Origin of the sequence: Ferrimonas senticii DSM 18821, from assembly GCF_000422665.1 — a bacterium.
Taxonomy (GTDB): Bacteria; Pseudomonadota; Gammaproteobacteria; order Enterobacterales; family Shewanellaceae; genus Ferrimonas; species Ferrimonas senticii.
Map to the genome: position 1 here is coordinate 15,327 of NZ_AUGM01000023.1, position 21,259 is coordinate 36,585.

Consider the following 21,259-nt stretch of genomic DNA (forward strand, 5'->3'; position numbering starts at 1 on the left):
AGCGGCAATCAAGATGACGAGTACCTATGGTTCATAATCCTAAGCAGCACCGAGGTTTAACGTTTTCTCGTTCGCATGGCTTTGCCATCTTATTCCGCCTGCTGGATCTGCTGGTGGTGCAATGGTCATTGCACTTGGCGTTATCGATTCGACAAAGCGATTTGGGCAGCGAACAGTTGCTAACGGCGGTATTAACGTCGTTGGCGTTTATGTTTTTTGCTGAGTCGCTTGATCTGTACCGTTCGTGGCGTTCCACCCGACTGCGCGAGATGTTGCTCACCAATGCCATCAGTTGGGCGCTGGCATGCTGCGTGATGGAACTGGCCACATTTGCGTTCCCAGAACAGTTCAGCATCGATCGATTCACGGTGTTGTGGTGGGGCGGTTGCGGACTGGTGATGTTTCTCTCCATGCGTATGGCGGCTCGGCAGGTGATCTTCTCTCTGCGTCGGCGCGGCTTCAACACTCAGCGGGCGGTGATCTTGGGGATCACCGACGCAGGCAAAGCGATGGCACGTAATCTTGAGGATAACCCGCAATTGGGGATCCACTTCGTGGGTTTCTTTGATGATCGTGCTCCAGAGCGGATTATCGAGCAAGAAGGTCGTGGGCCGGCGCCACTTGGTGATATGGAGCAAGCGCTGCAGTTGGCAAAAAATAACGCCATTGACGTTATCTACATTGCGATGCCGATGCGGGCAGAAAAGCGGATCACTGAGATCTTAATGCGCTGTGGTGACAGTACCGCAGCGGTACATATCATCCCCGATTTTTTTGTCTATAACCTACTGCACGCCCGTTGGCATGAAGTCGGAGAGGTGCAATCGCTGAGCGTCTACGACAGCCCGCTGGATGACTTGGCTAGCTGGCTAAAGCGAGTGGAAGATATTGTTTTAGCAACTACTATTTTAATGTTGGTGAGCATCCCGATGGTGCTGATCGCCATCGCCATTAAGTGGACGTCACCGGGGCCGGTGATCTTTAAACAGCATCGTTACGGCATTGATGGTCGCAAGATAAACGTTTGGAAATTCCGCTCGATGAGCGTGCAAGACAATGGCGAGCAGGTAAAACAAGCCACCAAAGGCGACGCCAGAGTTACGCCGCTTGGGCGGTTTCTGCGACGCACCTCGTTAGATGAATTACCGCAGTTCTTTAATGTGCTGCAAGGGCAAATGTCGGTGGTTGGCCCGCGGCCACACGCGGTGGCGCACAATGAACAGTATCGGCAACTGATTGGCGGTTACATGTTGCGCCATCACATGAAGCCAGGGATCACCGGCTGGGCGCAAGTTAATGGTTGGCGTGGAGAAACCGACACCTTAGAGAAAATGGAGAAACGGCTAGAGTTCGATTTGGCCTACATTCGCAATTGGTCATTGTGGTTCGATCTGAAGATAGTCGTCAAAACCGTAATCAGAGGGTTTAACGATTCAAACGCCTATTAATACAGGTGTTTGCAGGGATATAGGGGATAACAATGAAAGCAACACTTGCTGCAATGACGGTTGTGCTGGCACTGCCAGCGGCGGCCAATAATCTGCCCAAAGCCTATGAACCGGCGGCAATGGATTTGACCGAAAGTTGGGACTTTACCCCGCAGTTATCGGTGGGGCTGGGGTATGACGATAATACGGCGTACAGCAGCGCCAATGAGATTGACAGTTGGTTTGTGCGTACCGCCCCTGAATTACTGGTGCATGCCGGTAACGATCGTACCCGCTACGAAGTCGGCTATCGACTGGTGGATGGGCGCTATTTCGACAGTAGCGAAGACAACTATACCGACCACTCGCTGCACCTTGGCTTGAAGCATCATTTTACTCGCCGCCATCGGATTGATCTGTTTTACAACTATCGGCGCCAGCATGAGGCTCGCGGCACTGGAATTGCTGAAGGGCGTGGCCAGTTACTTGATGGCGTGGTTGAAATGAATGTCCATGACGCCAAGTTTGTCTACGGCTTCGGTGCTCGCAGTGCCCGTTTTAACGCCGATCTCGAACTGGGTTATTACGATAAAGAACACACTAACTTTCGTGAATTCTCGCGTTTTCGCGATTACGACACGCAACGAGCAATCGTCACCTTATATACCCGCGTCGGCAGTCGCACCCAAGTCTTTGGCGAATGGCGCGGTTACGACAATAACTACAAGCATACGGAACCTGGGGTTTCCTCTCGCGACAGTGTTAATCAGCAGTTGTTTGCTGGTCTGCGCTGGGATGCCACCAGTAAAACCTCTGGTTCGATTCGTTTAGGGATCGAAGATCGTAATTTTGATGCCGCTGACCGTGAAGACTTTGATGGCGCCACGTGGCAGGTCAGCGTTGACTGGAAGCCGCGCAGTTATTCGGTATTCACCTTTGAAAGCGGTTCTCGTAGCAAAGATCCAGATACCTTGGGCGATTTCGTCGAAGAGGATAGCTATCGCTTAGGTTGGCAGCACGATTGGCGTGAGCGGATATCAACTAACGCCGACATCGAATATATCGAAAACAGCTTCACTGGATTTGATCGCCAAGACCAACTATTGCAACTGCGCCTAGGGGTAGCGATGGCGTGGAAACGCTGGTTGGTCACTGAACTAAGCTATCAACTGGCAGATCAAGATTCGAATATCGGTGCGGTGACGTATGACAAAAATCTGTTTATGGCTACAGCGCGGATCAGCCTGTAGCGCGCTATTGTTGATGCTATGGTCAGCACCGTTGCTGGCCAATGCCAACTATCGGTTAAACGCCGGTGATCTAATAGCCATCCATGTCTATGGCGAAGACGATCTGACTTTGGAAACCCGCTTGGGCGAATCAGGGATGATCAACTATCCCTATTTAGGCTTGCTGAATGCCAAAGGGATGACCGTGGCTGAATTGGAGCGAGCCGTCACCAATGGCCTGCGCGGTGATTACCTAATCAACCCGAGCGTTCACGTCAGCGTTACCGAATATCGCCCCTTCTACATTTACGGTGAGGTCAATCAGCCAGGCGGGTATCCCTATCAACCGGGATTAACGGTTGAACGGGCAGTGGCGCTGGCCGGGGGGTTAACAGAGCGAGCCTCGACCAGCAGCATTACCGTCAACCGGATGGTGGCAGGGCGCAAGGATACGTTGAGTGTGCGGCTGTCAGCATCGGTGTATCCAGATGATTCGATTGTGATTAAAGAGAGCTTCTTCTAGTGAGTAATATGGCCTTGAAAGTAGACACGGATCTGTTTGCTCACGAGAAGGATATCGATCTCGGCCACTACCTTCTGGTGTTATGGCGCTATAAATGGCGCATCGGCAGTTTCGTGATGTTAATGGCGGCACTGGCGGTGGCGGTGCTGGTCAATATCGCGCCGCAATACGTTGCTTCTGGGCGACTGATGATCGAATCCGAGCAAGCCAAAGCGGTTTCGATTGAGGACGTTTATGGCCTCGACTCCGGCAACAAAGACTATCTGCAGACGCAATTTGAGATCATTAAAAGTCGGCGTTTGGCAGAGCAAGTGATTGAACGGTTAAACCTAACTGTACACCCCGAATTTTTACCCAAACCGCCACCGCGTTGGAAAACGTGGTTGCTCAGCCATGTCGATACCGCCCCCAATCAAGATCCGATGGAGGTGGTACGGGGATCGCTGCAACCGTATTTCGGTTGGCTGCCGCTGAATTGGAACCCCGCCCCAGCGGATCCCGCCGCCGACTTAGAGCGTCGGCGGGTGAAATTATTGTATGAATTTTCAAGGCGGCTGGTGGTCTCGCCGGTGCCCAATACCCAGTTGGTTGATATCGGCTTTTATGCCCACAGCCCGCAGTTGGCGGCTCTGGTCGCCAACACGATGGGGGATGTCTACATCGACAACCATCTGGATGCGAAGCTCAATGTCACTCGTAAAGCGTCCGAATGGTTAAGCGCGCGCCTTGATGAATTGCAACAGGGATTGCGATTATCTGAAGAGCGTCTGCAACGCTTTAAAGAGGATAATCAGCTGCTGGAGATCGACGGTACCGTTGGGCTAGTCAGTCGTGAAATGAGCGAGCTAACAGCACAGCTGGCGGCGGCGAGACAGCGCCGAGATGACGCCAGATCGTTGCTGAATGTTGTGCGTCGCCGTGGCGCCGACAGTTTGGATGACATTAACGGCATTAGCGAAATCAGCGGCCATCGTTTAATCCAAGAGATGCAAAAGTCGGAAGTTACCGCCGCTGCCAACGTCGCTGAACTGTCGAAGCGATATGGTCCTAAACACAACAAGATGATCGCCGCCAGAGCGCAATTGGCTGAAGTACGCAGCACCATGCGTTCGCAGGTACGTAAACTGGTCTCGGGGATTGAACAGGAGTATCAAACCCTAAACGCGTCAACCATTGCCTTAGAGCAACAACTAGAACGCGCCAAAGGCCAGTATCAAGAGCAGAGCAGGGTAGAGGTGCAGTTTCGTGAGCTGCAACGGGAAGTTGAATCCAACCGCCGGATCTATGAAACCTTTCTTAACCGGATGAAAGAGACCGGCGCCGTGGCTGATTTTAATGCGGCGCACGCGCGCTTCACCGACGTTGCCGAGCCGCCGCTGTATCCGGCGAAGCCAAACAAAAAAATGTTGCTGCTGCTGACCGTGGTCGGATCCTTTGTGCTGGCGTGTGTGGTGGCGTTGGCGCATAACGCTCTGACTGACACCATCACCTCCGGCGATCAAGTTGAAGCCAAACTCTCTAGCAAGTTGCTGGGGGTGATCCCACTGCAAAAGATCAAAAAGGATCAGCGTTTGTCAGCGCAGCTGTTCTTCTCTGAACAAGCGGCGAGCTTTTCCGAGGCTTGGCGTACCGTGCGCACCAGTTACTTGATGTCGCACCTGGATGACGGCGCTAAGCGGATCTGCGTCACCTCGACGGTGCCAGGGGAGGGCAAAAGTACCTCGTCCTATAATCTGGCGTTGGCATTGTCGCAGTTAGAAAAAGTGCTGCTGATCGAAGCGGATCTGCGTAAGCCAGTATTGGCTGCCTCGTTAAAGTTGCCCAGCTATCAACCCGGCTTGGCCAACCTAATCAGCGGTACCCATAATGATCACGATTGCATCATTGGCGTGCCAGATACCGATTTGGATGTGATGGTGGCTGGTACCGCCGTGGCTAACCCGTTGGAGCTGTTATCGTCCGAACCATTCAAAGCGCATTTGATGCGATTATCGCAGCAGTACGACCGGATCATCATCGATACCGCGCCGGTCGATGTCGTCAGTGATGCCTTGGTGGTATCGCCGTTGGTCGACAGCATCATCTATGTGGTGAAATATGGCAAAGCACGGCGGGAATTGATCCGCCGCTCGCTGGCGCGCTTGTTTGCATTGCACGCCAAAGTAGATGGGGTGGTGTTGAATGGCTTGCCAAGGCAAGAGAGCAGCTACAAGCGCTACAAGAGCTACTACGGCAACACTCGTAATGCCTAATTGGCCCAGTCATAAGCGACTTTTGTTAGCCAGTTTAATCACTTGCATTTATCAAAAAGGCGGGCATAATGCCCGCCTAATTTGATTCCGCAGCAGCACCTCTGATTGAGGCGGGAAGTGGTGATAAAAAACTCACTGCGCCCCTTGCTTCTGCGAAGCATGAGCGTATAATGCGCTCCACTGTCGCGATAAGCGCAGTGGTTGCTTCGGCAACATGAATAGCACTTGCAATATGCAGTGCACTTACAGCGGCCCCGATTTGGGGTCGAATGACTGGTAAATCATCGTCTCCCCTCTTGTAGTATTTAGAGTGGTGGGGCGGTTGGTTTGTGTGTTTTTTAGAGTTGGAGCTCTGGTCAATGCAGAACCAAAGAATCCGTATCCGCCTGAAGGCGTTCGATCATCGCCTGATCGATCAGTCCACCGCGGAAATCGTTGAGACTGCTAAGCGTACAGGTGCTCAAGTTCGCGGTCCTATCCCGCTGCCCACCCGTAAAGAACGCTTCACCGTACTGATTTCTCCTCACGTGAACAAAGATGCACGTGACCAATACGAAATCCGTACTCACAAGCGTTTGGTGGACATTGTTGAGCCTACCGACAAGACTGTTGACGCGCTGATGCGTCTGGATCTGGCTGCCGGCGTAGACGTGCAGATCAGCCTGGGTTAATCCCCTGGCTCGGTAAATAGAGGTTTTAAATAATGGCTATCGGTCTTGTAGGTCGCAAAGTTGGTATGACTCGCATCTTCACTGAAGAAGGCGTGTCTATCCCTGTGACCGTTATCGAAGTAGAACCGAACCGTGTAACCCAGGTTAAAGGTTTGGACAGCGACGGTTACCGCGCTATCCAGGTGACCGTAGGTGCTAAGAAAGCATCTCACGTGAACAAGCCTGCTGCGGGCCACTTCGCGAAAGCTGGCGTAGAAGCCGGTCGCGGTCTGTGGGAACACCGTCTGGGTGAAGGTGAAGGCGAAGGCATCGAACTGGGTGCTGAGCTGAAAGTCGACATCTTTGCTGATGTTGCAAAAGTAGACGTTACTGGTCAATCCAAAGGTAAGGGCTTCCAAGGTGCTGTTAAGCGCTGGAACTTCCGTACCCAGGATATGACTCACGGTAACTCCTTGAGCCACCGTGCTCCTGGTTCCATTGGTCAAAACCAAACTCCAGGTAAGGTATTCAAGGGCAAGAAAATGGCTGGCCACATGGGCGCTGAGCAGGTAACTACTCAGAACCTGGAGCTGGTACGTGTAGACGCTGAGCGTAACCTGCTGCTGATCAAAGGTGCCGTACCTGGCGCCAACGGTAGCGACGTTATCGTTAAGCCTGCCGTTAAGTAACGTCTGAGGAGATAGTAATGGAATTGGTAATGAAAGACGCGCAGAGCGCTCTTGAAGTTTCCGAAACTACCTTCGGTCGTGAATTCAACGAAGCTCTGGTACACCAAGTAGTAGTAGCTTTCGCTGCTAACGCTCGTCAGGGTACCCGTGCTCAGAAGACCCGCGCTGAAGTTGCTGGCACTGGCAAAAAGCCATGGCGCCAGAAAGGTACTGGTCGTGCACGTTCCGGTAATGTTAAGAGCCCAATCTGGCGTTCTGGTGGCGTAACTTTCGCTGCTAAGCCGCAAGATCACGGCCAAAAAGTTAACAAGAAGATGTACCGCGCAGCAATGCGTAGCATTCTGTCTGAGCTGGTACGTCAAGATCGTCTGATCGTTGTTGAGAACTTCACTGTTGAAGCTCCAAAGACCAAAGAACTGGTTGCGAAGCTGAAAGAGATGGAACTGAACGACGTGCTGATCGTAACCGCAGAAGTTGATGAGAACCTGTTCCTGGCTTCTCGCAACCTGTACAAGGTTGACGCTCGCGATGCAGACGGTATCGATCCGGTTAGCCTGATCGCATTCGACAAGGTGCTGATGACTGCTGCTGCAGTTAAGCAGATTGAGGAGAAGCTGGCATGATCCGTGAAGAACGTTTGCTGAAAGTGCTGCTGGCTCCGCACATCTCTGAAAAGAGCACCATGGCTGCTGAACTGAACAACACTGTTGTTTTCAAAGTAGCCCTGAACGCGACCAAAGCTGAGATCAAAGCAGCGGTTCAAAAGCTGTTCGAAGTTGAAGTTACTGGTGTTCGCACCACCGTAGTTAAAGGCAAGACTAAGCGTACTGGCGCTCGTTTCGGTCGTCGTTCCGACTGGAAGAAAGCGTACGTTACTCTGGCTGAAGGCGCGGAAATCGACTTCGTCGACGGCGGCGCTGAGTAAGCAGTAGGAGTTTAAAAATGGCTATTGTTAAGTGTAAGCCTACCTCTGCAGGCCGTCGCCACGTAACCAAAGTGGTTAACGCTGAACTGCACAAAGGTAAGCCTCACGCCGCCCTGCTGGACAAAAAGTCCAAGACTGGCGGTCGTAACAACGCTGGTCGTATCACCACTCGCCACATCGGCGGTGGTCACAAGCAGCACTACCGTATTGTTGACTTCAAGCGCAACAAAGATGGCATCGCTGCCAAGGTAGAGCGCATTGAATACGATCCAAACCGCAGCGCAAACATCGCGCTGGTTCTGTACGCAGACGGTGAGCGTCGTTACATCCTGGCTCCTAAAGGCCTGCATGCTGGTGATACCATCATGTCCGGTCAAGCAGCCGACATCAAGGTAGGTAACACCCTGCCAATGCGTAACATCCCTGTAGGTTCTACTATCCACAACGTAGAACTGCAGCCTGGCAAAGGTGGTCAGCTGGCTCGTTCCGCTGGTGCATACTGTCAGCTGGTTGCGCGTGATGGTGCATACGTAACCCTGCGTCTACGCTCTGGCGAGATGCGTAAAGTACAGGCCGAAGGCCGCGCTACTTTGGGTGAAGTTGGTAACGCTGAGCACATGCTGCGTCAGCTTGGTAAAGCTGGTGCAAACCGCTGGCGTGGTGTTCGTCCTACTGTTCGTGGTGTTGCCATGAACCCAGTAGACCACCCACACGGTGGTGGTGAGGGTAAAACTTCCGGTGGTCGTCATCCTGTAACTCCATGGGGTGTACCAACCAAGGGTAAGAAGACCCGCTCCAACAAGCGTACTGACAAGTTTATCGTACGTCGTCGTACCAAGTAATTTAGAGGATTCACCATGCCACGTTCTCTCAAGAAAGGTCCATTTATCGACCTGCACTTGCTGAAGAAGGTAGAGAAAGCGGTGGAAAGCGGAGACAAAAAGCCTGTTAAGACTTGGTCCCGTCGTTCGATGATCATTCCTGATATGATTGGTCTCACCATCGCTGTCCATAATGGTCGCCAGCACGTTCCAGTATTCGTTACTGAAGACATGATCGGCCACAAACTGGGCGAATTCGCGCCGACTCGCACTTACCGTGGCCATGCTGCGGATAAGAAAGCGAAGAAACGCTAAGAGGTAATAGAGATGGAAGTTTTAGCTAAACACCGTTTTGCACGTACCTCTCCACAGAAGGCACGTCTGGTTGCTGACCAGATCCGTGGTCTGCCTGTGGATCGCGCACTGGACATCCTGACTTTCAGCAACAAAAAAGCTGGCGCTCTGGTAAAGAAAGTACTTGAGTCTGCTATCGCAAACGCTGAACACAATGAAGGTCTGGACATCGACAACTTGAAGGTTGCAAAAATCTTCGTTGACGAAGGTCCAACCATGAAGCGCATCATGCCGCGTGCCAAAGGCCGTGCTGACCGCATCCTGAAGCGCTCTAGCCACATCACTGTGGTTGTGGCCGATAAGTAAGGGGAGTCGCTATGGGACAGAAAGTACATCCTAATGGTATCCGCCTTGGTATCACCAAGCCTTGGTCCTCGACCTGGTACGCGGAAAAGAAAGATTACGCTGACAACTTGTTCGGCGATCACGAAGTGCGTCAGTTCCTGAAAAAGGAACTGAAAAACGCTTCTTTGTCTCGCATTACCATCGAGCGTCCTGCTAAGAGCATCCGTGTGACCATTCACACTGCTCGCCCAGGCGTTGTAATTGGTAAGAAGGGTGAAGATGTTGAGAAGCTGCGCAAGCAAGTTGCAAAACTGGCTGGCGTTCCTGCTCAGATCAACATCTCCGAAGTTCGTAAGCCAGAACTGGACGCTCAACTGGTAGGCGATTCTATCGCTTCTCAGCTGGAGCGCCGCGTAATGTTCCGTCGCGCTATGAAGCGTGCGGTACAAAACGCAATGCGTCTGGGTGCCAAGGGCATCAAGATCGAAGTTTCTGGCCGTCTGGGTGGCGCTGAGATCGCACGTACCGAATGGTACCGTGAAGGTCGTGTGCCACTGCACACCCTGCGCGCAGACATCGACTACGCTACTTCCGAAGCTCACACCACCTACGGTGTAATTGGTATCAAGACTTGGATCTTCAAAGGTGAAGTTCTGGGCGGTATGCCAGTTGTTGAAGAGCAGCCGAAGCAGCAGCCGAAGCGCAAAGGTCGTGGTAAGTAAGGGGAACCGAGATGCTGCAACCTAAACGTATGAAATTCCGCAAGATGCACAAAGGCCGTAACCGTGGTATCGCTACCACTGGTGATAAGGTTTCCTTTGGCACCTTCGGTCTGAAAGCGACCACCCGTGGCCGCATGACCGCTCGTCAAATCGAAGCGGCTCGTCGTGCCATGACCCGTCACATCAAGCGTCAGGGTAAAATCTGGATCCGTGTGTTCCCAGACAAGCCAATCACTGCTAAGCCGCTTGAAGTTCGTCAGGGTAAAGGTAAGGGTAACGTTGAGTACTGGGTAGCACAGATCCAGCCGGGTCGTGTTCTGTACGAAATGGAAGGCGTATCTGAAGAGCTGGCTCGTGAAGCCTTCTCTCTGGCTGCGGCTAAACTGCCTATCCAGACCACCTTTGTAACTCGTAAGGTGATGTGATGAAAGCACAAGAACTACGTGAAAAAAGCGTTGAAGAACTGAACGCAGAGCTGCTAAACCTGCTGCGCGAACAGTTCAACCTGCGTATGCAGAACGCAACTGGTCAGCTTAAAGCGACTCACGAAATGAAGAAGGTACGCCGCAACATTGCTCGCGTTAAAACCATTCTTACTCAGAAGGAAGGTGCGTAATGTCTGATACTATCCGTACCATTCAGGGTCGTGTGATCAGCGATAAGATGGACAAGTCCATCACCGTAGCAATCGAGCGCAAAGTTAAGCACCCGATCTACGGTAAATTTGTGAAGCGTACCACTAAGGTTCACGCTCACGATGAAACCAACCAGTGTGGCATCGGCGATCTAGTAGAGATCAAAGAGTGTCGTCCACTGTCCAAGACCAAATCTTGGATGTTGGTAAACGTTGTAGAAAAAGCTTAATTATCTAAGCCTTAATCTACAGTTAGAAGTAACCGGTTCGAGCGTGCTCGAACCGGTTAATTTTTTATCTACCCTTTTCGATTTTGTGTGGTTATAATGGCGCGCCTTTTTAAGAGGGGCAGCCAACTTAGCCCGTTAAGGGTGTTTTAGAAAAAGTAAGCGGAGCATTGAAATGATCCAAATGCAATCTGTGCTGGATGTTGCCGATAATTCCGGCGCGCGCAGCGTACAGTGTATTAAGGTCTTGGGTGGCTCTCACCGTCGTTACGCCCACATCGGCGACATCATCAAGGTTTCTGTAAAGGAATCTATTCCTCGCGGTAAAGCGAAGAAAGGTGACGTATACAACGCGGTAGTAGTTCGCACCAAGAAAGGCGTACGCCGTCCTGACGGTTCTGTTATTCGCTTTGACCGTAACGCTGCTGTTTTGCTGAACGCAAACCACCAGCCAATCGGTACCCGTATCTTCGGCCCTGTGACCCGCGAACTGCGCAACGAGCAGTTCATGAAGATCGTGTCCCTGGCGCCAGAAGTACTGTAAGGAGCGAACCATGGCAGCAAAAATCCGTCGCAACGACGAAGTAGTTGTATTGGCAGGCAAAGACAAAGGTAAGCGCGGTAAGGTTACCAAAGTTCTGTCTACCGGTAAGGTACTGGTCGAAGGCGTAAACCTGGTAAAGAAACATCAAAAGCCTAACCCACAACTGGGTGTTCAAGGCGGTGTTGTTGAGAAAGAAGCCCCAATCCACGCCTCCAACGTGGCACTGTTCAACCCTGCTACTGGCAAGGCTGATCGCGTAGGCTTCAAGATTGAAGACGGCGTAAAAGTTCGTTTCTTCAAATCCAACAACGAAATTGTTAAGTAATTGGAGTTAACGATGGCGAAACTGCATGATTACTACAAAGAAGCTGTAGTAAAAGAACTGATGCAGCAGTTCGGCTACAAGAGCATCATGCAAGTCCCACGGATCGAAAAGATCACCCTGAACATGGGTGTCGGTGAAGCCGTAGCGGACAAGAAGGTGCTGGAAAACGCTGTAGCTGATATGGCAGCTGTTTCTGGTCAGAAACCTCTGATCACTAAAGCTCGCAAGTCTGTTGCTGGCTTTAAGATCCGTGAAGGTTACCCGATTGGTTGTAAAGTCACCCTGCGCGGCGAGCGTATGTGGGAGTTTTTCGAGCGTCTGGTATGTATCGCGGTTCCTCGTATCCGTGACTTCCGTGGCCTGAACCCGAAAGCGTTCGATGGTCGTGGTAACTACTCCATGGGCGTTCGTGAGCAAATCATCTTCCCAGAAATCGATTACGACAAGATCGATAAAATTCGCGGTATGGACATCACCATTACCACTTCCGCGAAGTCTGACGAGGAAGGTCGTGCTCTGCTGGCTGCCTTTAACTTCCCATTCCGCAAGTAAGGTGTAGGGACAATGGCTAAACAATCAATGAAGGCGCGCGACGAAAAGCGCACCAAGCTGGTTGCTAAGTACGCTGAAAAGCGTGCCGCGCTGAAAGCTATCATCAACGATGTTAACGCGTCTGAAGAAGATCGTTGGAATGCAGTGCTCAAGCTGCAAACCCTCCCGCGTGACTCCAGTGCCATCCGTCAGCGTAACCGCTGTAACATCACTGGTCGTCCACACGGCTACCTGCGCAAGTTCGGCCTGAGCCGTATCAAGCTGCGTGAAGCCGCTATGCGTGGCGAAGTTCCTGGCCTGAAAAAGGCCTCTTGGTAAGCATTCGGGAGTAAGCGAATATGAGCATGCAAGATCCGATCGCGGATATGCTGACGCGCATCCGTAACGGCCAGGCTGCAAGCAAAGTATCTGTAACCATGCCTTCTTCTAACCTGAAGAAAGCTATTGCTGCAGTACTGAAAGCAGAAGGCTACATTGCAGACTTCGCCGTTTCTGGCGACGTTAAACCTACTCTGGAAGTTACTCTGAAGTACTTCCAAGGTAAGCCGGTAGTTGAATCTATCGAGCGTGCCAGCCGCCCAGGCCTGCGCATCTACAAGAAAAAAGATGAGCTGCCAAAAGTAATGGGTGGTCTGGGTATCGCAATCGTATCCACCTCTAAAGGTGTGATGACCGACCGTGCAGCCCGTAACCTGGGTATGGGCGGCGAGATCATCTGCTACGTAGCATAAGGGAGGAGCACTAATGTCTCGTGTAGCTAAGGCACCTGTTGCTATCCCTGCAGGCGTAGAAGTGACCATCAACGGTCAAGAGATCACCGTTAAAGGTGGTAAGGGTACTCTGACTCGTGTAATCCACGATGCAGTAGTTCTAACCAAAGAAGAAGCTGAAATCACTTTCGGTCCACGCGAAGGCGCTGCCAACGCATGGGCACAAGCTGGTACCGCTCGCGCTTTGGTTAACAACATGGTTCAAGGCGTAACCGAAGGCTTCACTCGTAAACTGACCCTGCTGGGTGTTGGTTACCGTGTGGCTGTTGCAGGTAACACCGTAAACCTGACTCTGGGTTTCTCTCACCCTGTAGCTTACGAGCTGCCAGAAGGTGTGAAAGCCGAGTGCCCAAGCCAAACTGAAATCGTGCTTACTGGCGCCGACAAGCAGGTTGTAGGTCAAGCTGCTGCTAACATCCGCGCATACCGTGCTCCTGAGCCTTACAAAGGCAAAGGTGTTCGTTACGCTGATGAAAACGTGCGTCGTAAAGAAGCCAAGAAGAAGTAAGGTAATACGATGGACAAGAAAGCAGCTCGTCTGCGTCGCGCTACTCGCGTACGCAAACAAATTCAGGAAATGGGCGCGACCCGTCTGGTCGTGTTCCGTACTCCACGCCACATCTACGCCCAGGTTATCGCTGCGGATGCAACCGTAGTGGCTGCCGCTTCTACCGTAGAGAAAGCGATCGCTGGTGAACTGAAAGGTACCAGCAACATCGCCGCCGCTATGGCAGTTGGTAAAGCAGTGGCTGAGCGCGCTCAAGAAAAGGGCATCACTGCTCTGGCCTTCGATCGCAGTGGCTTTAAGTATCACGGTCGCGTTAAAGCTCTGGCTGACGCTGCTCGTGAAGCTGGCCTCCAGTTCTAAGTTGGGAGTGGACAATGGCGAATCATGAGAATCAAGCCGGTGATCTGCAAGAGAAGCTCATTGCAGTAAACCGCGTTTCTAAAGTAGTTAAAGGTGGTCGCATCTTTAGCTTTACCGCACTGACTGTAGTTGGTGACGGTAACGGTAAGGTTGGTTTCGGTTACGGCAAAGCACGTGAAGTGCCTGCTGCTATCCAAAAAGCGATGGAAAAAGCTCGTCGCAACATGCTGACCGTGAACCTGAACAATGGCACTCTTCACCACCCAGTGAAGGGCCGTCACTCTGGCTCCAAGGTATACATGCAGCCTGCTTCTGACGGTACCGGTATTATCGCTGGTGGTGCAATGCGCGCCGTTCTGGAAGTTGCTGGTGTACACAACGTACTGGCAAAAGCCTACGGTTCTACCAACCCGATCAACATCGTACGCTCTACCGTTGACGCTCTGACTTCTATGAACTCTCCGGAGAAAGTAGCAGCTAAGCGTGGCCTGAGCGTTGAAGAACTGCGAGGTTAATCGAGATGGCTAAGACTATTAAGGTTACCCAAACCAAATCCAGCATCGGTCGTCTGCCTAAGCACAAGGCAACTCTGACTGGTCTGGGTCTGCGCAAAATCGGTCACACTGTTGAACTGGAAGATACCCCTTCTGTTCGCGGTATGATCAACAAGGTTTACTACATGGTGAAGGTGGAGGACTAAGATGCGTCTGAATACTTTGTCTCCAGCTCCAGGTGCTAAAACCGCTGCCAAGCGTTTAGGTCGCGGTATCGGTTCTGGCCTGGGTAAAACCGGTGGTCGTGGCCACAAAGGTCAGAAGTCCCGCTCCGGCGGCGGCATCCGTCCTGGCTTTGAAGGCGGTCAAATGCCTATCAAACAGCGTCTGCCTAAGTTTGGTTTTACTTCCCGTAAGTCTCTGGTTTCCACTGAAGTGCGTCTGCACGAAATTGCGAAAGTAGAAGGCGACGTGGTTTCTCTGGCTACCCTGAAAGAAGCTGGCCTCGTAACTGCTAACATTCAGTTTGCGAAAGTTGTGCTTTCAGGTAAAATCGAGCGCCCAGTAACCATCTCTGGTCTGAAAGTGACCAAAGGTGCGCGCGCTGCCATTGAAGCTGCGGGCGGCAAAATCGAAGAATAACGGGAAGTAGAGTAAGCAATGGCAAAACCAGGACTTGAATTAAAAAGTGCGAAAGGGGGCCTTTCTGAATTGAAAGCGCGCCTGTTGTTTGTCCTTGGAGCCATTATTGTGTTCCGAGCTGGTTCTTTCGTACCAATTCCTGGTATTGACGCTGCTGTTCTTGCCGAGTTGTTCAATCAGCAACAGGGCACCATCGTAGAGATGTTTAACATGTTCTCCGGTGGCGCCTTGGAGCGTGCTTCTGTGTTTGCTTTGGGCATCATGCCGTACATCTCTGCATCGATTATCATGCAGTTATTGACCGTGGTGCACCCAACTCTCGCAGAGTGGAAGAAGGAAGGGGAGACTGGTCGTCGTAAGATCAACCAGTGGACTCGCTACGGCACTTTGGGCCTAGCCTTCTTCCAATCTATCGGTGTCGCAACCGGCCTACCTTCAATGGTTCCTGGTCTGGTTGTAAACCCAGGTTTCGGTTTCTACTTTGTAGCAATCGTCTCCTTGGTCACCGGTACCATGTTCCTTATGTGGCTGGGTGAGCAAATCACCGAACGCGGTATTGGCAACGGCATTTCGATCCTGATCTTTACAGGTATCGTTGCTGGTCTGCCTTCTGCGATCGGTCAAACGGCTGAACAAGCTCGTCAAGGTGAACTGCATCTACTCTTGCTGCTCGGTATTGTGGCTCTAATCGGTCTGGTTACTGCCTTTGTGGTATTTATGGAGCGCGGCCAACGCCGTATCGTGGTAAACTACGCCAAGCGTCAGCAAGGCCGTAAAGTGTTTGCCGCACAAAGCACCCATTTACCACTTAAGGTAAACATGGCTGGTGTGATTCCGCCGATCTTCGCGTCCAGTTTGATCCTGTTCCCAGGCACTCTGGCCCAGTGGTTTGATAAAAACTCTGGTGGCATCCTGTCAGATATTTCTCTGGCACTGTCTCCAGGTCAACCGCTGTACGTGTTGATTTATGCTGTGGCAATCGTGTTCTTCTGTTTCTTCTACACGGCGTTGGTTTTCAACCCGCGTGAAACAGCTGACAACTTGAAAAAGAGTGGTGCGTTTATCCCTGGAATTCGTCCAGGCGAGCAAACTGCCCGCTACATTGATAAAGTGATGACCCGCCTAACTTTGGTTGGTGCTGCGTACATTACCTTTATCTGTCTGGTTCCGGAGTTCTTGATGATCACCACCAATGTGCCGTTCTACCTCGGTGGAACTTCACTGTTGATTATGGTGGTAGTGATCATGGACTTCATGGCCCAGGTCCAAACTCATCTGATGTCATCTCAGTATGAGTCTGTCCTGAAAAAGGCCAACCTTAAAGGCTACGGCCGTTAAGCGCGCCAACCCACGGAGTATCAAAATGAAAGTTCGTGCATCAGTTAAGGCAATGTGCCGCAACTGTAAGGTGATCAAACGTAATGGTGTTGTTCGTGTAATCTGCTCTGAGCCGAAGCACAAACAGCGTCAAGGTTAATTGACTTAGTCATTAACCAAACAAAGTGCACAGGGCTGACCAAACTGGTCAGCCCCTGTGTTGTTGCAATGTAGTTGGCTGTTGAGTATCCTACCGGGCTTTTCGCAGTCAACCAGAAAATGTAGGAGTGCTATAGTGGCCCGTATCGCTGGCATTAACATTCCAGAGCATAAACATGCGGTGATCGCTCTAACCGCCATTTTCGGCATTGGTGCCACTCGCGCAAAACTCGTTTGCGCAGAGGCCGGTATTGCTGAAGATGCCAAGTTTAAGGATCTAGACGAATCCACTATCGATAAAGTGCGTGAAGTCGTTGGCCAGTTCATCGTAGAAGGTGACCTGCGTCGTGAGATCTCCATGAACATCAAGCGTCTGATGGACCTGGGCTGCTACCGCGGTCTGCGTCATCGTCGTAGCTTGCCGCTTCGTGGTCAACGTACCAAAACCAACGCGCGTACCCGTAAAGGTCCGCGTAAGCCGATTAAGAAGTAAGGGGATTATAAGCAATGGCTAAAGCTCCTTCTCGTACTCGTAAGAAGGTACGTAAACAGGTCGCAGACGGTATCGCACACGTTCATGCTTCCTTCAACAACACCATCGTGACCATCACTGACCGTCAGGGCAACGCTCTGGCGTGGGCTACCGCAGGTGGCTCTGGTTTCCGTGGTTCTCGTAAGTCTACTCCGTTCGCTGCACAGGTTGCTGCTGAGCGTTGCGCTGAAATCGCAAAAGAGTACGGCCTGAAGAACCTGGAAGTAGAGGTGAAAGGTCCTGGTCCAGGTCGTGAGTCATCCATCCGTGCTCTGAATGCTGCGGGCTTCCGCATCACCAACATCACCGATGTTACTCCGATCCCACACAACGGTTGTCGCCCGCCTAAAAAGCGTCGCGTGTAACCTTTAGGACAGTTGGAGAAGAAACATGGCAAGATATTTGGGTCCTAAGCTCAAACTAGCCCGTCGCGAAGGAACTGATCTGTTCCTGAAGTCTGGCGTTCGAGCGATCGATTCTAAGTGTAAGATTGATACCGTACCTGGTCAGCACGGCGCTCGTCGCGCTCGTCTGTCTGACTACGGTGTTCAGCTGCGCGAAAAACAAAAAGTTCGTCGTATCTACGGCGTACTGGAAAAGCAGTTCCGTAACTACTACAAGGATGCGGCACGTCAGAAGGGCAACACTGGTGAGAACCTGCTGGTTCTGCTGGAAACCCGTCTGGACAACGTAGTTTACCGTATGGGCTTTGGTGCAACTCGCGCTGAAGCACGCCAGCTGGTAAGCCACAAGGCCATCAAGGTTAACGGTCGTGTTGTAAACATCCCATCCTTCCGCGTATCTCCGAACGACGTTATCGCTGTTCGTGAGAAGTCTCAGAAGCAGGCGCGTATCAAAGGCGCTCTGGAAGTTGCTGAGCAGCGCGAGAAGCCAACTTGGGTTGAAGTAGACGCAGCTAAGATGGAAGGCACTTTCAAGCGCTTCCCAGAGCGTAGCGACTTGTCTGCTGACATCAACGAACAGCTGATCGTAGAGCTTTACTCCAAGTAAAGCTTAACCGTTAAGAGAGGACAAAATGCAGGGTTCTGTTACCGAATTTCTAAAACCACGACTTGTCGATATTGATCAGGTTAGCCCTAACCGGGCTAAAGTGACTCTGGAGCCGCTGGAGCGTGGTTTTGGCCACACTCTGGGCAACGCTCTGCGTCGCATCCTGCTCTCTTCCATGCCTGGTTGTGCAGTGACCGAAGTTGAAATCGACGGTGTACTGCACGAGTACAGCAGCAAAGAAGGCGTTCAAGAGGACGTTCTTGAAATCCTGCTGAACCTGAAAGGGTTGGCTGTAAAGCTAGAAGGGAAAGAGGAAGCTACTCTGACCCTGAGCAAGTCCGGTGCGGGCCCTGTCACTGCAGCAGATATCACCCATGACGGTGATGTAGAGATCGTTAATCCCGATCATCTGATCTGCACTCTGACCGGTGCTGATGCTGAAATCAGCATGCGCATTAAAGTTGAGATCGGTCGTGGCTACATGCCAGCGTCTGCTCGCGCACAGGTTGAAGAGGACGAACGTCCTATCGGCCGTCTGCTGGTAGATGCGTCTTTCAGCCCAGTGGTTCGCATTGCTTACAATGTTGAAGCCGCTCGTGTTGAACAGCGCACCGATCTGGACAAGCTGGTTATCGACATGCACACCGACGGCACCCTGGATCCTGAAGAAGCGATCCGCCGTTCTGCCACTATTCTGGCAGAACAACTGGAAGCCTTCGTTGACCTGCGCGATGTCAGCGAGCCGGAAGAGAAAGAAGAGAAGCCGGAATTCGATCCGATTCTGCTGCGTCCTGTCGACGATCTGGAACTGACAGTTCGTTCGGCTAACTGCTTGAAAGCGGAAGCCATCCACTACATTGGCGATCTGGTACAGCGTACCGAGGTTGAGCTACTGAAGACCCCTAACCTGGGTAAGAAGTCTCTGACCGAGATCAAAGACGTATTGGCTTCCCGTGGTCTGTCTCTGGGCATGCGCCTGGAAAACTGGCCGCCGGCGTCTCTAGTCGACAACATGTAACCAGATCTTAAAGATTTAGGTTAGAAGGATAAGGTCATGCGCCATCGTAAGAGCGGTCGTCAACTGAATCGTAATAGCAGCCACCGTAAAGCTATGTTTAAGAACATGGCTGTGTCGCTGATTAACCACGAAGTTATCAAGACGACCCTGCCTAAGGCAAAAGAGCTGCGCCGTGTAGTAGAGCCAATGATCACTTTGGCTAAAACTGACAGCGTTGCAAACCGCCGTCTGGCATTCGCCCGTACCCGCGACAACGCGGCTGTAGGCAAACTGTTTAATGAACTGGGTCCACGTTACCTGGAGCGCGCTGGTGGTTACACCCGCATCCTGAAGTGTGGCTTCCGTGCTGGTGATAACGCTCCTATGGCGTACATCGAGCTGGTTGACCGCCCAGCTGCTGAAGTTGCTGCTGCTGACGCAGAATAAGCTTCTTAAGCACTAAAAAAAGCGAGCTTCGGCTCGCTTTTTTTATATCAAAAATCCGCTGATGTAGCCCCATGGTTCGCAGCCATGAGGCAGTCATCACAGCCATCAAATCGCTACTATCTCATGGCATGGTGATACCAACTCACCTAAATATCTGATCACTATTGCTGGATTAAATCGCCTCACTCTGCGTTACTCAACTTACTGGTAGAGCCACTAGCAGCGGCGTTGAATGCCTTGATTGAGACGATTTCTCCTTCGCACTAGATAGACCATTTACTTAAGCGAATTGGTATAAGAGCGGAACCGGCTACCTAACCTAATTACTGCTTTAGTGATTCAGACGTGGGTGTTGCCTCGGTGTAAGATTTTAGTTCGTCGTTGCTGCTAGCAAGCACCATTTGGTCGGCGAACAGATAGATGTCTCGACCTGCACGTACGGCGCTGTAGATCAGAATCAGCAGATTCGCGGGTTGTAGCCATAATTCCCACGGCAATACCCCTCCCACAAACCACGGTAGGGCCATTAGGCCGAACAGTGAAACGGTAAGCAGGTGGTTTGGCAAGCCGATGCCGCTGCCGTTGTAGCGGTAGACGAAGTACGGTACCCATTTGCCGACCGCCCAGCTTATGGCATATAACGCCGCTAGCGGCGTTGTTGCAAACACGACAATGTAGCCAATAGTTCTTGCTGACTGGAGCAAGAAGAAGCTGATAATGCGGCCCTTGAAGCGCAACCGGTTATGCCACCAAAACGCGCCAGCGGTTGCAGCGAATAAGCCAATCAATCCCAACCCAACGCCGACGTATGCCGCAAGCCCCTGTAATTGGTAGTGTGCGGGAATCCAGCTCACTGGCGTCGCTAAGTAGGTGGCCAATAGCCACAACAGCACTCCGCAGCCAATCGCAAAAGCCGGCTTGAAGTTGCCGTGCAAGGCTTGGTAAGTGTTGGAGATCCTAGCTTTCTTTTCTAACAGCACACCCCGGCGGTCATTCTCGTAATAGCCCAGTTCGTACAGGCTAAAAAATGCCAGCATCGTTGCGGCAATCGCTATGGCGCTTAGGAACGGCTGATCACTGGTCAGGGCAAACACCAGCACCAGCAATAGGTAATCGTGCGCGATGAGGGTGTTGCGAAAGTAACGCTCGTTGCTGCGTTTCACCTTGAGGGTATAGGCCAGGGGCAACATCGGCTTCAACCCTGCTTGATAGCTTACAGCGTCGGGCCATTGCGGGCGCATGATGTCGACGTAAGTGAGATAAGCGGCTAATTGGGGTTTTCGTTGCGTTAGCCATAGCGGGCGGCTATTACTTGCGAGTTCCGCCAGGGTGGTGAGGCGCTCTGGTTGCGGGGAAGTTTGCCAATACCAGCGTTGATGGGCTGGTAGCCCTTCAATGGCGTCCAGTAACGGACCGATGATCCGAGAGGGGCCTGCGCAAACGATGGTGAGCGGCCTTTGGTGCTGTGCCAAAGCTTGCAATAGGGGGCGATTAACGTATTGATTGGCGAGGGTGTGGCATCGTTTTAACCATTGCTGGTAGAGACCAGGATTAAGCCGTTCATAAAGGGCAATACGGAAGCGCTGCTGACAATCATGGCCATAACGTCGGCTTAGCCATTGCCATGGTAAAAGGATCTCCACTAACTGCAGCATAATCGCCAACCACGCCGGTTGTTTGGCGAGCAGCAGATACGTTTCGATGGGATCGCGCAGCCACAGATTCAGCTCGAAATCGACGATAACTGGCGCGTTGGATTGTGATAGATGCTCCAGTGCTGACTCGGCGGCAACTTCGGTTTGTTGTGCAAGTCGTACAGTTTGATCCTTCACAATCATATCAGGCCTCTACAGCAACATATGC

At 51.9% G+C, this 21,259-nt stretch carries 33 protein-coding genes; 32 read left to right on the forward strand and 1 reads right to left on the reverse strand.

What is annotated here, in order from left to right; translation table 11 throughout:
* Window positions 1–26: 26 nt before the first annotated feature.
* The 32 genes from G506_RS0112120 to rplQ all read left to right on the forward strand — a co-directional run bounded on the left by G506_RS0112120 (window position 27) and on the right by rplQ (window position 19,396).
* On the forward strand, window positions 27–1,448 hold the full coding sequence (locus G506_RS0112120) for an undecaprenyl-phosphate glucose phosphotransferase (RefSeq protein ID WP_028117099.1): 1,422 nt from the start codon (window positions 27–29) through the stop codon (window positions 1,446–1,448).
* Window positions 1,449–1,480: 32 nt separating this feature from the next.
* The gene (locus G506_RS0112125) at window positions 1,481–2,677 is read left to right on the forward strand and encodes an outer membrane beta-barrel protein (protein ID WP_084631355.1); all 1,197 of its coding nucleotides are present in this window, start codon (window positions 1,481–1,483) and stop codon (window positions 2,675–2,677) included.
* 13 nt (window positions 2,678–2,690) lie between these two features.
* Window positions 2,691–3,179: a polysaccharide biosynthesis/export family protein gene (locus G506_RS0112130; RefSeq protein WP_051202097.1), complete on the forward strand. Its 489-nt coding sequence runs from the start codon at window positions 2,691–2,693 to the stop codon at window positions 3,177–3,179.
* A gap of 8 nt (window positions 3,180–3,187) precedes the next feature.
* Window positions 3,188–5,431: a GumC family protein gene (locus G506_RS0112135; RefSeq protein WP_051202098.1), complete on the forward strand. Its 2,244-nt coding sequence runs from the start codon at window positions 3,188–3,190 to the stop codon at window positions 5,429–5,431.
* Window positions 5,432–5,790: 359 nt separating this feature from the next.
* Window positions 5,791–6,102, forward strand: coding sequence for a 30S ribosomal protein S10 (gene rpsJ / locus G506_RS0112140; RefSeq protein WP_005307944.1), 312 nt, complete (start codon window positions 5,791–5,793; stop codon window positions 6,100–6,102).
* A 32-nt stretch (window positions 6,103–6,134) separates the two neighbouring features.
* On the forward strand, window positions 6,135–6,770 hold the full coding sequence (gene rplC, locus G506_RS0112145) for a 50S ribosomal protein L3 (protein WP_028117103.1): 636 nt from the start codon (window positions 6,135–6,137) through the stop codon (window positions 6,768–6,770).
* 17 nt (window positions 6,771–6,787) lie between these two features.
* Window positions 6,788–7,393 (forward strand): 50S ribosomal protein L4, encoded by a 606-nt coding sequence (gene rplD, locus G506_RS0112150; RefSeq protein ID WP_028117104.1) that lies wholly within the window; start codon window positions 6,788–6,790, stop codon window positions 7,391–7,393.
* Window positions 7,390–7,695 (forward strand): 50S ribosomal protein L23, encoded by a 306-nt coding sequence (gene rplW, locus G506_RS0112155; RefSeq protein ID WP_028117105.1) that lies wholly within the window; start codon window positions 7,390–7,392, stop codon window positions 7,693–7,695. The genes rplD and rplW overlap by 4 nt, the downstream gene beginning before the upstream one ends.
* A 17-nt stretch (window positions 7,696–7,712) precedes the next feature.
* On the forward strand, window positions 7,713–8,537 hold the full coding sequence (gene rplB / locus G506_RS0112160) for a 50S ribosomal protein L2 (RefSeq protein WP_028117106.1): 825 nt from the start codon (window positions 7,713–7,715) through the stop codon (window positions 8,535–8,537).
* Window positions 8,538–8,552: 15 nt separating this feature from the next.
* On the forward strand, window positions 8,553–8,831 hold the full coding sequence (gene rpsS, locus G506_RS0112165; protein ID WP_013343793.1) for a 30S ribosomal protein S19: 279 nt from the start codon (window positions 8,553–8,555) through the stop codon (window positions 8,829–8,831).
* A gap of 12 nt (window positions 8,832–8,843) precedes the next feature.
* Complete coding sequence (gene rplV, locus G506_RS0112170; RefSeq protein ID WP_028117107.1) at window positions 8,844–9,176, forward strand: 50S ribosomal protein L22; 333 nt, start codon at window positions 8,844–8,846, stop codon at window positions 9,174–9,176.
* A gap of 11 nt (window positions 9,177–9,187) precedes the next feature.
* Window positions 9,188–9,877: a 30S ribosomal protein S3 gene (gene rpsC / locus G506_RS0112175; protein ID WP_028117108.1), complete on the forward strand. Its 690-nt coding sequence runs from the start codon at window positions 9,188–9,190 to the stop codon at window positions 9,875–9,877.
* Window positions 9,878–9,888: 11 nt separating this feature from the next.
* Entirely contained in the window at window positions 9,889–10,302 is a 414-nt protein-coding gene (gene rplP, locus G506_RS0112180; protein ID WP_028117109.1) for a 50S ribosomal protein L16, read from the forward strand.
* Entirely contained in the window at window positions 10,302–10,493 is a 192-nt protein-coding gene (gene rpmC, locus G506_RS0112185; RefSeq protein WP_028117110.1) for a 50S ribosomal protein L29, read from the forward strand. Before rplP ends, rpmC begins: the two co-directional genes overlap by 1 nt.
* Window positions 10,493–10,741 (forward strand): 30S ribosomal protein S17, encoded by a 249-nt coding sequence (rpsQ, locus tag G506_RS0112190; RefSeq protein WP_028117111.1) that lies wholly within the window; start codon window positions 10,493–10,495, stop codon window positions 10,739–10,741. The genes rpmC and rpsQ overlap by 1 nt, the downstream gene beginning before the upstream one ends.
* Before the next feature lie 172 nt (window positions 10,742–10,913).
* The gene (gene rplN, locus G506_RS0112195) at window positions 10,914–11,282 is read left to right on the forward strand and encodes a 50S ribosomal protein L14 (RefSeq protein WP_028117112.1); all 369 of its coding nucleotides are present in this window, start codon (window positions 10,914–10,916) and stop codon (window positions 11,280–11,282) included.
* 10 nt (window positions 11,283–11,292) lie between these two features.
* Complete coding sequence (rplX, locus tag G506_RS0112200; RefSeq protein ID WP_028117113.1) at window positions 11,293–11,607, forward strand: 50S ribosomal protein L24; 315 nt, start codon at window positions 11,293–11,295, stop codon at window positions 11,605–11,607.
* Window positions 11,608–11,619: 12 nt separating this feature from the next.
* Window positions 11,620–12,159 carry a 50S ribosomal protein L5 gene (rplE, locus tag G506_RS0112205; protein WP_028117114.1) on the forward strand — a complete coding sequence of 180 codons (540 nt, stop codon included), beginning with the start codon at window positions 11,620–11,622 and terminating at the stop codon, window positions 12,157–12,159.
* A 12-nt stretch (window positions 12,160–12,171) separates the two neighbouring features.
* On the forward strand, window positions 12,172–12,477 hold the full coding sequence (rpsN, locus tag G506_RS0112210) for a 30S ribosomal protein S14 (RefSeq protein ID WP_028117115.1): 306 nt from the start codon (window positions 12,172–12,174) through the stop codon (window positions 12,475–12,477).
* Window positions 12,478–12,497: 20 nt separating this feature from the next.
* On the forward strand, window positions 12,498–12,890 hold the full coding sequence (rpsH, locus tag G506_RS0112215) for a 30S ribosomal protein S8 (protein WP_028117116.1): 393 nt from the start codon (window positions 12,498–12,500) through the stop codon (window positions 12,888–12,890).
* A gap of 13 nt (window positions 12,891–12,903) precedes the next feature.
* On the forward strand, window positions 12,904–13,437 hold the full coding sequence (gene rplF / locus G506_RS0112220) for a 50S ribosomal protein L6 (protein WP_028117117.1): 534 nt from the start codon (window positions 12,904–12,906) through the stop codon (window positions 13,435–13,437).
* Between the two features lie 9 nt (window positions 13,438–13,446).
* Window positions 13,447–13,797, forward strand: a complete 351-nt coding sequence (gene rplR, locus G506_RS0112225) for a 50S ribosomal protein L18 (RefSeq protein ID WP_028117118.1) — start codon at window positions 13,447–13,449, stop codon at window positions 13,795–13,797.
* Window positions 13,798–13,811: 14 nt separating this feature from the next.
* Complete coding sequence (rpsE, locus tag G506_RS0112230) at window positions 13,812–14,312, forward strand: 30S ribosomal protein S5 (protein WP_028117119.1); 501 nt, start codon at window positions 13,812–13,814, stop codon at window positions 14,310–14,312.
* A 5-nt stretch (window positions 14,313–14,317) separates the two neighbouring features.
* A complete protein-coding gene (rpmD, locus tag G506_RS0112235) occupies window positions 14,318–14,497 on the forward strand; it encodes a 50S ribosomal protein L30 (protein ID WP_028117120.1) in 180 nt (59 codons plus the stop codon).
* 1 nt (window position 14,498) lies between these two features.
* On the forward strand, window positions 14,499–14,933 hold the full coding sequence (gene rplO, locus G506_RS0112240) for a 50S ribosomal protein L15 (RefSeq protein ID WP_028117121.1): 435 nt from the start codon (window positions 14,499–14,501) through the stop codon (window positions 14,931–14,933).
* A gap of 18 nt (window positions 14,934–14,951) precedes the next feature.
* Window positions 14,952–16,271: a preprotein translocase subunit SecY gene (gene secY, locus G506_RS0112245; RefSeq protein ID WP_028117122.1), complete on the forward strand. Its 1,320-nt coding sequence runs from the start codon at window positions 14,952–14,954 to the stop codon at window positions 16,269–16,271.
* A gap of 25 nt (window positions 16,272–16,296) precedes the next feature.
* A complete protein-coding gene (gene rpmJ, locus G506_RS20730; protein WP_073326189.1) occupies window positions 16,297–16,410 on the forward strand; it encodes a 50S ribosomal protein L36 in 114 nt (37 codons plus the stop codon).
* Between the two features lie 135 nt (window positions 16,411–16,545).
* A complete protein-coding gene (gene rpsM / locus G506_RS0112250) occupies window positions 16,546–16,902 on the forward strand; it encodes a 30S ribosomal protein S13 (protein WP_028117123.1) in 357 nt (118 codons plus the stop codon).
* Window positions 16,903–16,916: 14 nt separating this feature from the next.
* Window positions 16,917–17,306 (forward strand): 30S ribosomal protein S11, encoded by a 390-nt coding sequence (gene rpsK, locus G506_RS0112255; RefSeq protein WP_028117124.1) that lies wholly within the window; start codon window positions 16,917–16,919, stop codon window positions 17,304–17,306.
* A gap of 25 nt (window positions 17,307–17,331) precedes the next feature.
* A complete protein-coding gene (gene rpsD, locus G506_RS0112260; protein ID WP_028117125.1) occupies window positions 17,332–17,952 on the forward strand; it encodes a 30S ribosomal protein S4 in 621 nt (206 codons plus the stop codon).
* A 25-nt stretch (window positions 17,953–17,977) separates the two neighbouring features.
* A complete protein-coding gene (locus G506_RS0112265; RefSeq protein WP_028117126.1) occupies window positions 17,978–18,970 on the forward strand; it encodes a DNA-directed RNA polymerase subunit alpha in 993 nt (330 codons plus the stop codon).
* Window positions 18,971–19,006: 36 nt separating this feature from the next.
* Entirely contained in the window at window positions 19,007–19,396 is a 390-nt protein-coding gene (rplQ, locus tag G506_RS0112270; protein ID WP_028117127.1) for a 50S ribosomal protein L17, read from the forward strand.
* A 323-nt stretch (window positions 19,397–19,719) separates the two neighbouring features.
* Here rplQ and G506_RS0112275 read toward each other — a convergent pair whose 3' ends face one another.
* Entirely contained in the window at window positions 19,720–21,234 is a 1,515-nt protein-coding gene (locus tag G506_RS0112275) for a hypothetical protein (protein ID WP_028117128.1), read from the reverse strand.
* Window positions 21,235–21,259 lie beyond the last annotated feature (25 nt).

Excerpts from the sequence above, each read along its gene's own strand:
- rplO (WP_028117121.1), top strand. The coding sequence starts at position 14,499 with ATGCGTCTGAATACTTTGTCTCCAGCTCCAGGTGCTAAAACCGCTGCC.
- rplN (WP_028117112.1), top strand. The coding sequence starts at position 10,914 with ATGATCCAAATGCAATCTGTGCTGGATGTTGCCGATAATTCCGGCGCG.
- rplQ (WP_028117127.1), top strand. The coding sequence starts at position 19,007 with ATGCGCCATCGTAAGAGCGGTCGTCAACTGAATCGTAATAGCAGCCAC.
- rpsS (WP_013343793.1), top strand. The coding sequence starts at position 8,553 with ATGCCACGTTCTCTCAAGAAAGGTCCATTTATCGACCTGCACTTGCTG.
- G506_RS0112130 (WP_051202097.1), top strand. The coding sequence starts at position 2,691 with ATGCTATGGTCAGCACCGTTGCTGGCCAATGCCAACTATCGGTTAAAC.
- rpsD (WP_028117125.1), top strand. The coding sequence starts at position 17,332 with ATGGCAAGATATTTGGGTCCTAAGCTCAAACTAGCCCGTCGCGAAGGA.
- rpsJ (WP_005307944.1), top strand. The coding sequence starts at position 5,791 with ATGCAGAACCAAAGAATCCGTATCCGCCTGAAGGCGTTCGATCATCGC.
- rplV (WP_028117107.1), top strand. The coding sequence starts at position 8,844 with ATGGAAGTTTTAGCTAAACACCGTTTTGCACGTACCTCTCCACAGAAG.
- rpmD (WP_028117120.1), top strand. The coding sequence starts at position 14,318 with ATGGCTAAGACTATTAAGGTTACCCAAACCAAATCCAGCATCGGTCGT.
- rplE (WP_028117114.1), top strand. The coding sequence starts at position 11,620 with ATGGCGAAACTGCATGATTACTACAAAGAAGCTGTAGTAAAAGAACTG.
- rplC (WP_028117103.1), top strand. The coding sequence starts at position 6,135 with ATGGCTATCGGTCTTGTAGGTCGCAAAGTTGGTATGACTCGCATCTTC.
- rplF (WP_028117117.1), top strand. The coding sequence starts at position 12,904 with ATGTCTCGTGTAGCTAAGGCACCTGTTGCTATCCCTGCAGGCGTAGAA.
- rplW (WP_028117105.1), top strand. The coding sequence starts at position 7,390 with ATGATCCGTGAAGAACGTTTGCTGAAAGTGCTGCTGGCTCCGCACATC.
- rpsN (WP_028117115.1), top strand. The coding sequence starts at position 12,172 with ATGGCTAAACAATCAATGAAGGCGCGCGACGAAAAGCGCACCAAGCTG.
- rpsK (WP_028117124.1), top strand. The coding sequence starts at position 16,917 with ATGGCTAAAGCTCCTTCTCGTACTCGTAAGAAGGTACGTAAACAGGTC.
- secY (WP_028117122.1), top strand. The coding sequence starts at position 14,952 with ATGGCAAAACCAGGACTTGAATTAAAAAGTGCGAAAGGGGGCCTTTCT.
- rplR (WP_028117118.1), top strand. The coding sequence starts at position 13,447 with ATGGACAAGAAAGCAGCTCGTCTGCGTCGCGCTACTCGCGTACGCAAA.
- G506_RS0112275 (WP_028117128.1), bottom strand. The coding sequence starts at position 21,234 with ATGATTGTGAAGGATCAAACTGTACGACTTGCACAACAAACCGAAGTT.
- rpsQ (WP_028117111.1), top strand. The coding sequence starts at position 10,493 with ATGTCTGATACTATCCGTACCATTCAGGGTCGTGTGATCAGCGATAAG.
- G506_RS0112120 (WP_028117099.1), top strand. The coding sequence starts at position 27 with ATGGTTCATAATCCTAAGCAGCACCGAGGTTTAACGTTTTCTCGTTCG.
- G506_RS0112125 (WP_084631355.1), top strand. The coding sequence starts at position 1,481 with ATGAAAGCAACACTTGCTGCAATGACGGTTGTGCTGGCACTGCCAGCG.
- G506_RS0112135 (WP_051202098.1), top strand. The coding sequence starts at position 3,188 with ATGGCCTTGAAAGTAGACACGGATCTGTTTGCTCACGAGAAGGATATC.
- rplD (WP_028117104.1), top strand. The coding sequence starts at position 6,788 with ATGGAATTGGTAATGAAAGACGCGCAGAGCGCTCTTGAAGTTTCCGAA.
- rpsE (WP_028117119.1), top strand. The coding sequence starts at position 13,812 with ATGGCGAATCATGAGAATCAAGCCGGTGATCTGCAAGAGAAGCTCATT.
- rpsC (WP_028117108.1), top strand. The coding sequence starts at position 9,188 with ATGGGACAGAAAGTACATCCTAATGGTATCCGCCTTGGTATCACCAAG.
- G506_RS0112265 (WP_028117126.1), top strand. The coding sequence starts at position 17,978 with ATGCAGGGTTCTGTTACCGAATTTCTAAAACCACGACTTGTCGATATT.
- rpmJ (WP_073326189.1), top strand. The coding sequence starts at position 16,297 with ATGAAAGTTCGTGCATCAGTTAAGGCAATGTGCCGCAACTGTAAGGTG.
- rplB (WP_028117106.1), top strand. The coding sequence starts at position 7,713 with ATGGCTATTGTTAAGTGTAAGCCTACCTCTGCAGGCCGTCGCCACGTA.
- rplP (WP_028117109.1), top strand. The coding sequence starts at position 9,889 with ATGCTGCAACCTAAACGTATGAAATTCCGCAAGATGCACAAAGGCCGT.
- rplX (WP_028117113.1), top strand. The coding sequence starts at position 11,293 with ATGGCAGCAAAAATCCGTCGCAACGACGAAGTAGTTGTATTGGCAGGC.
- rpsH (WP_028117116.1), top strand. The coding sequence starts at position 12,498 with ATGAGCATGCAAGATCCGATCGCGGATATGCTGACGCGCATCCGTAAC.
- rpmC (WP_028117110.1), top strand. The coding sequence starts at position 10,302 with ATGAAAGCACAAGAACTACGTGAAAAAAGCGTTGAAGAACTGAACGCA.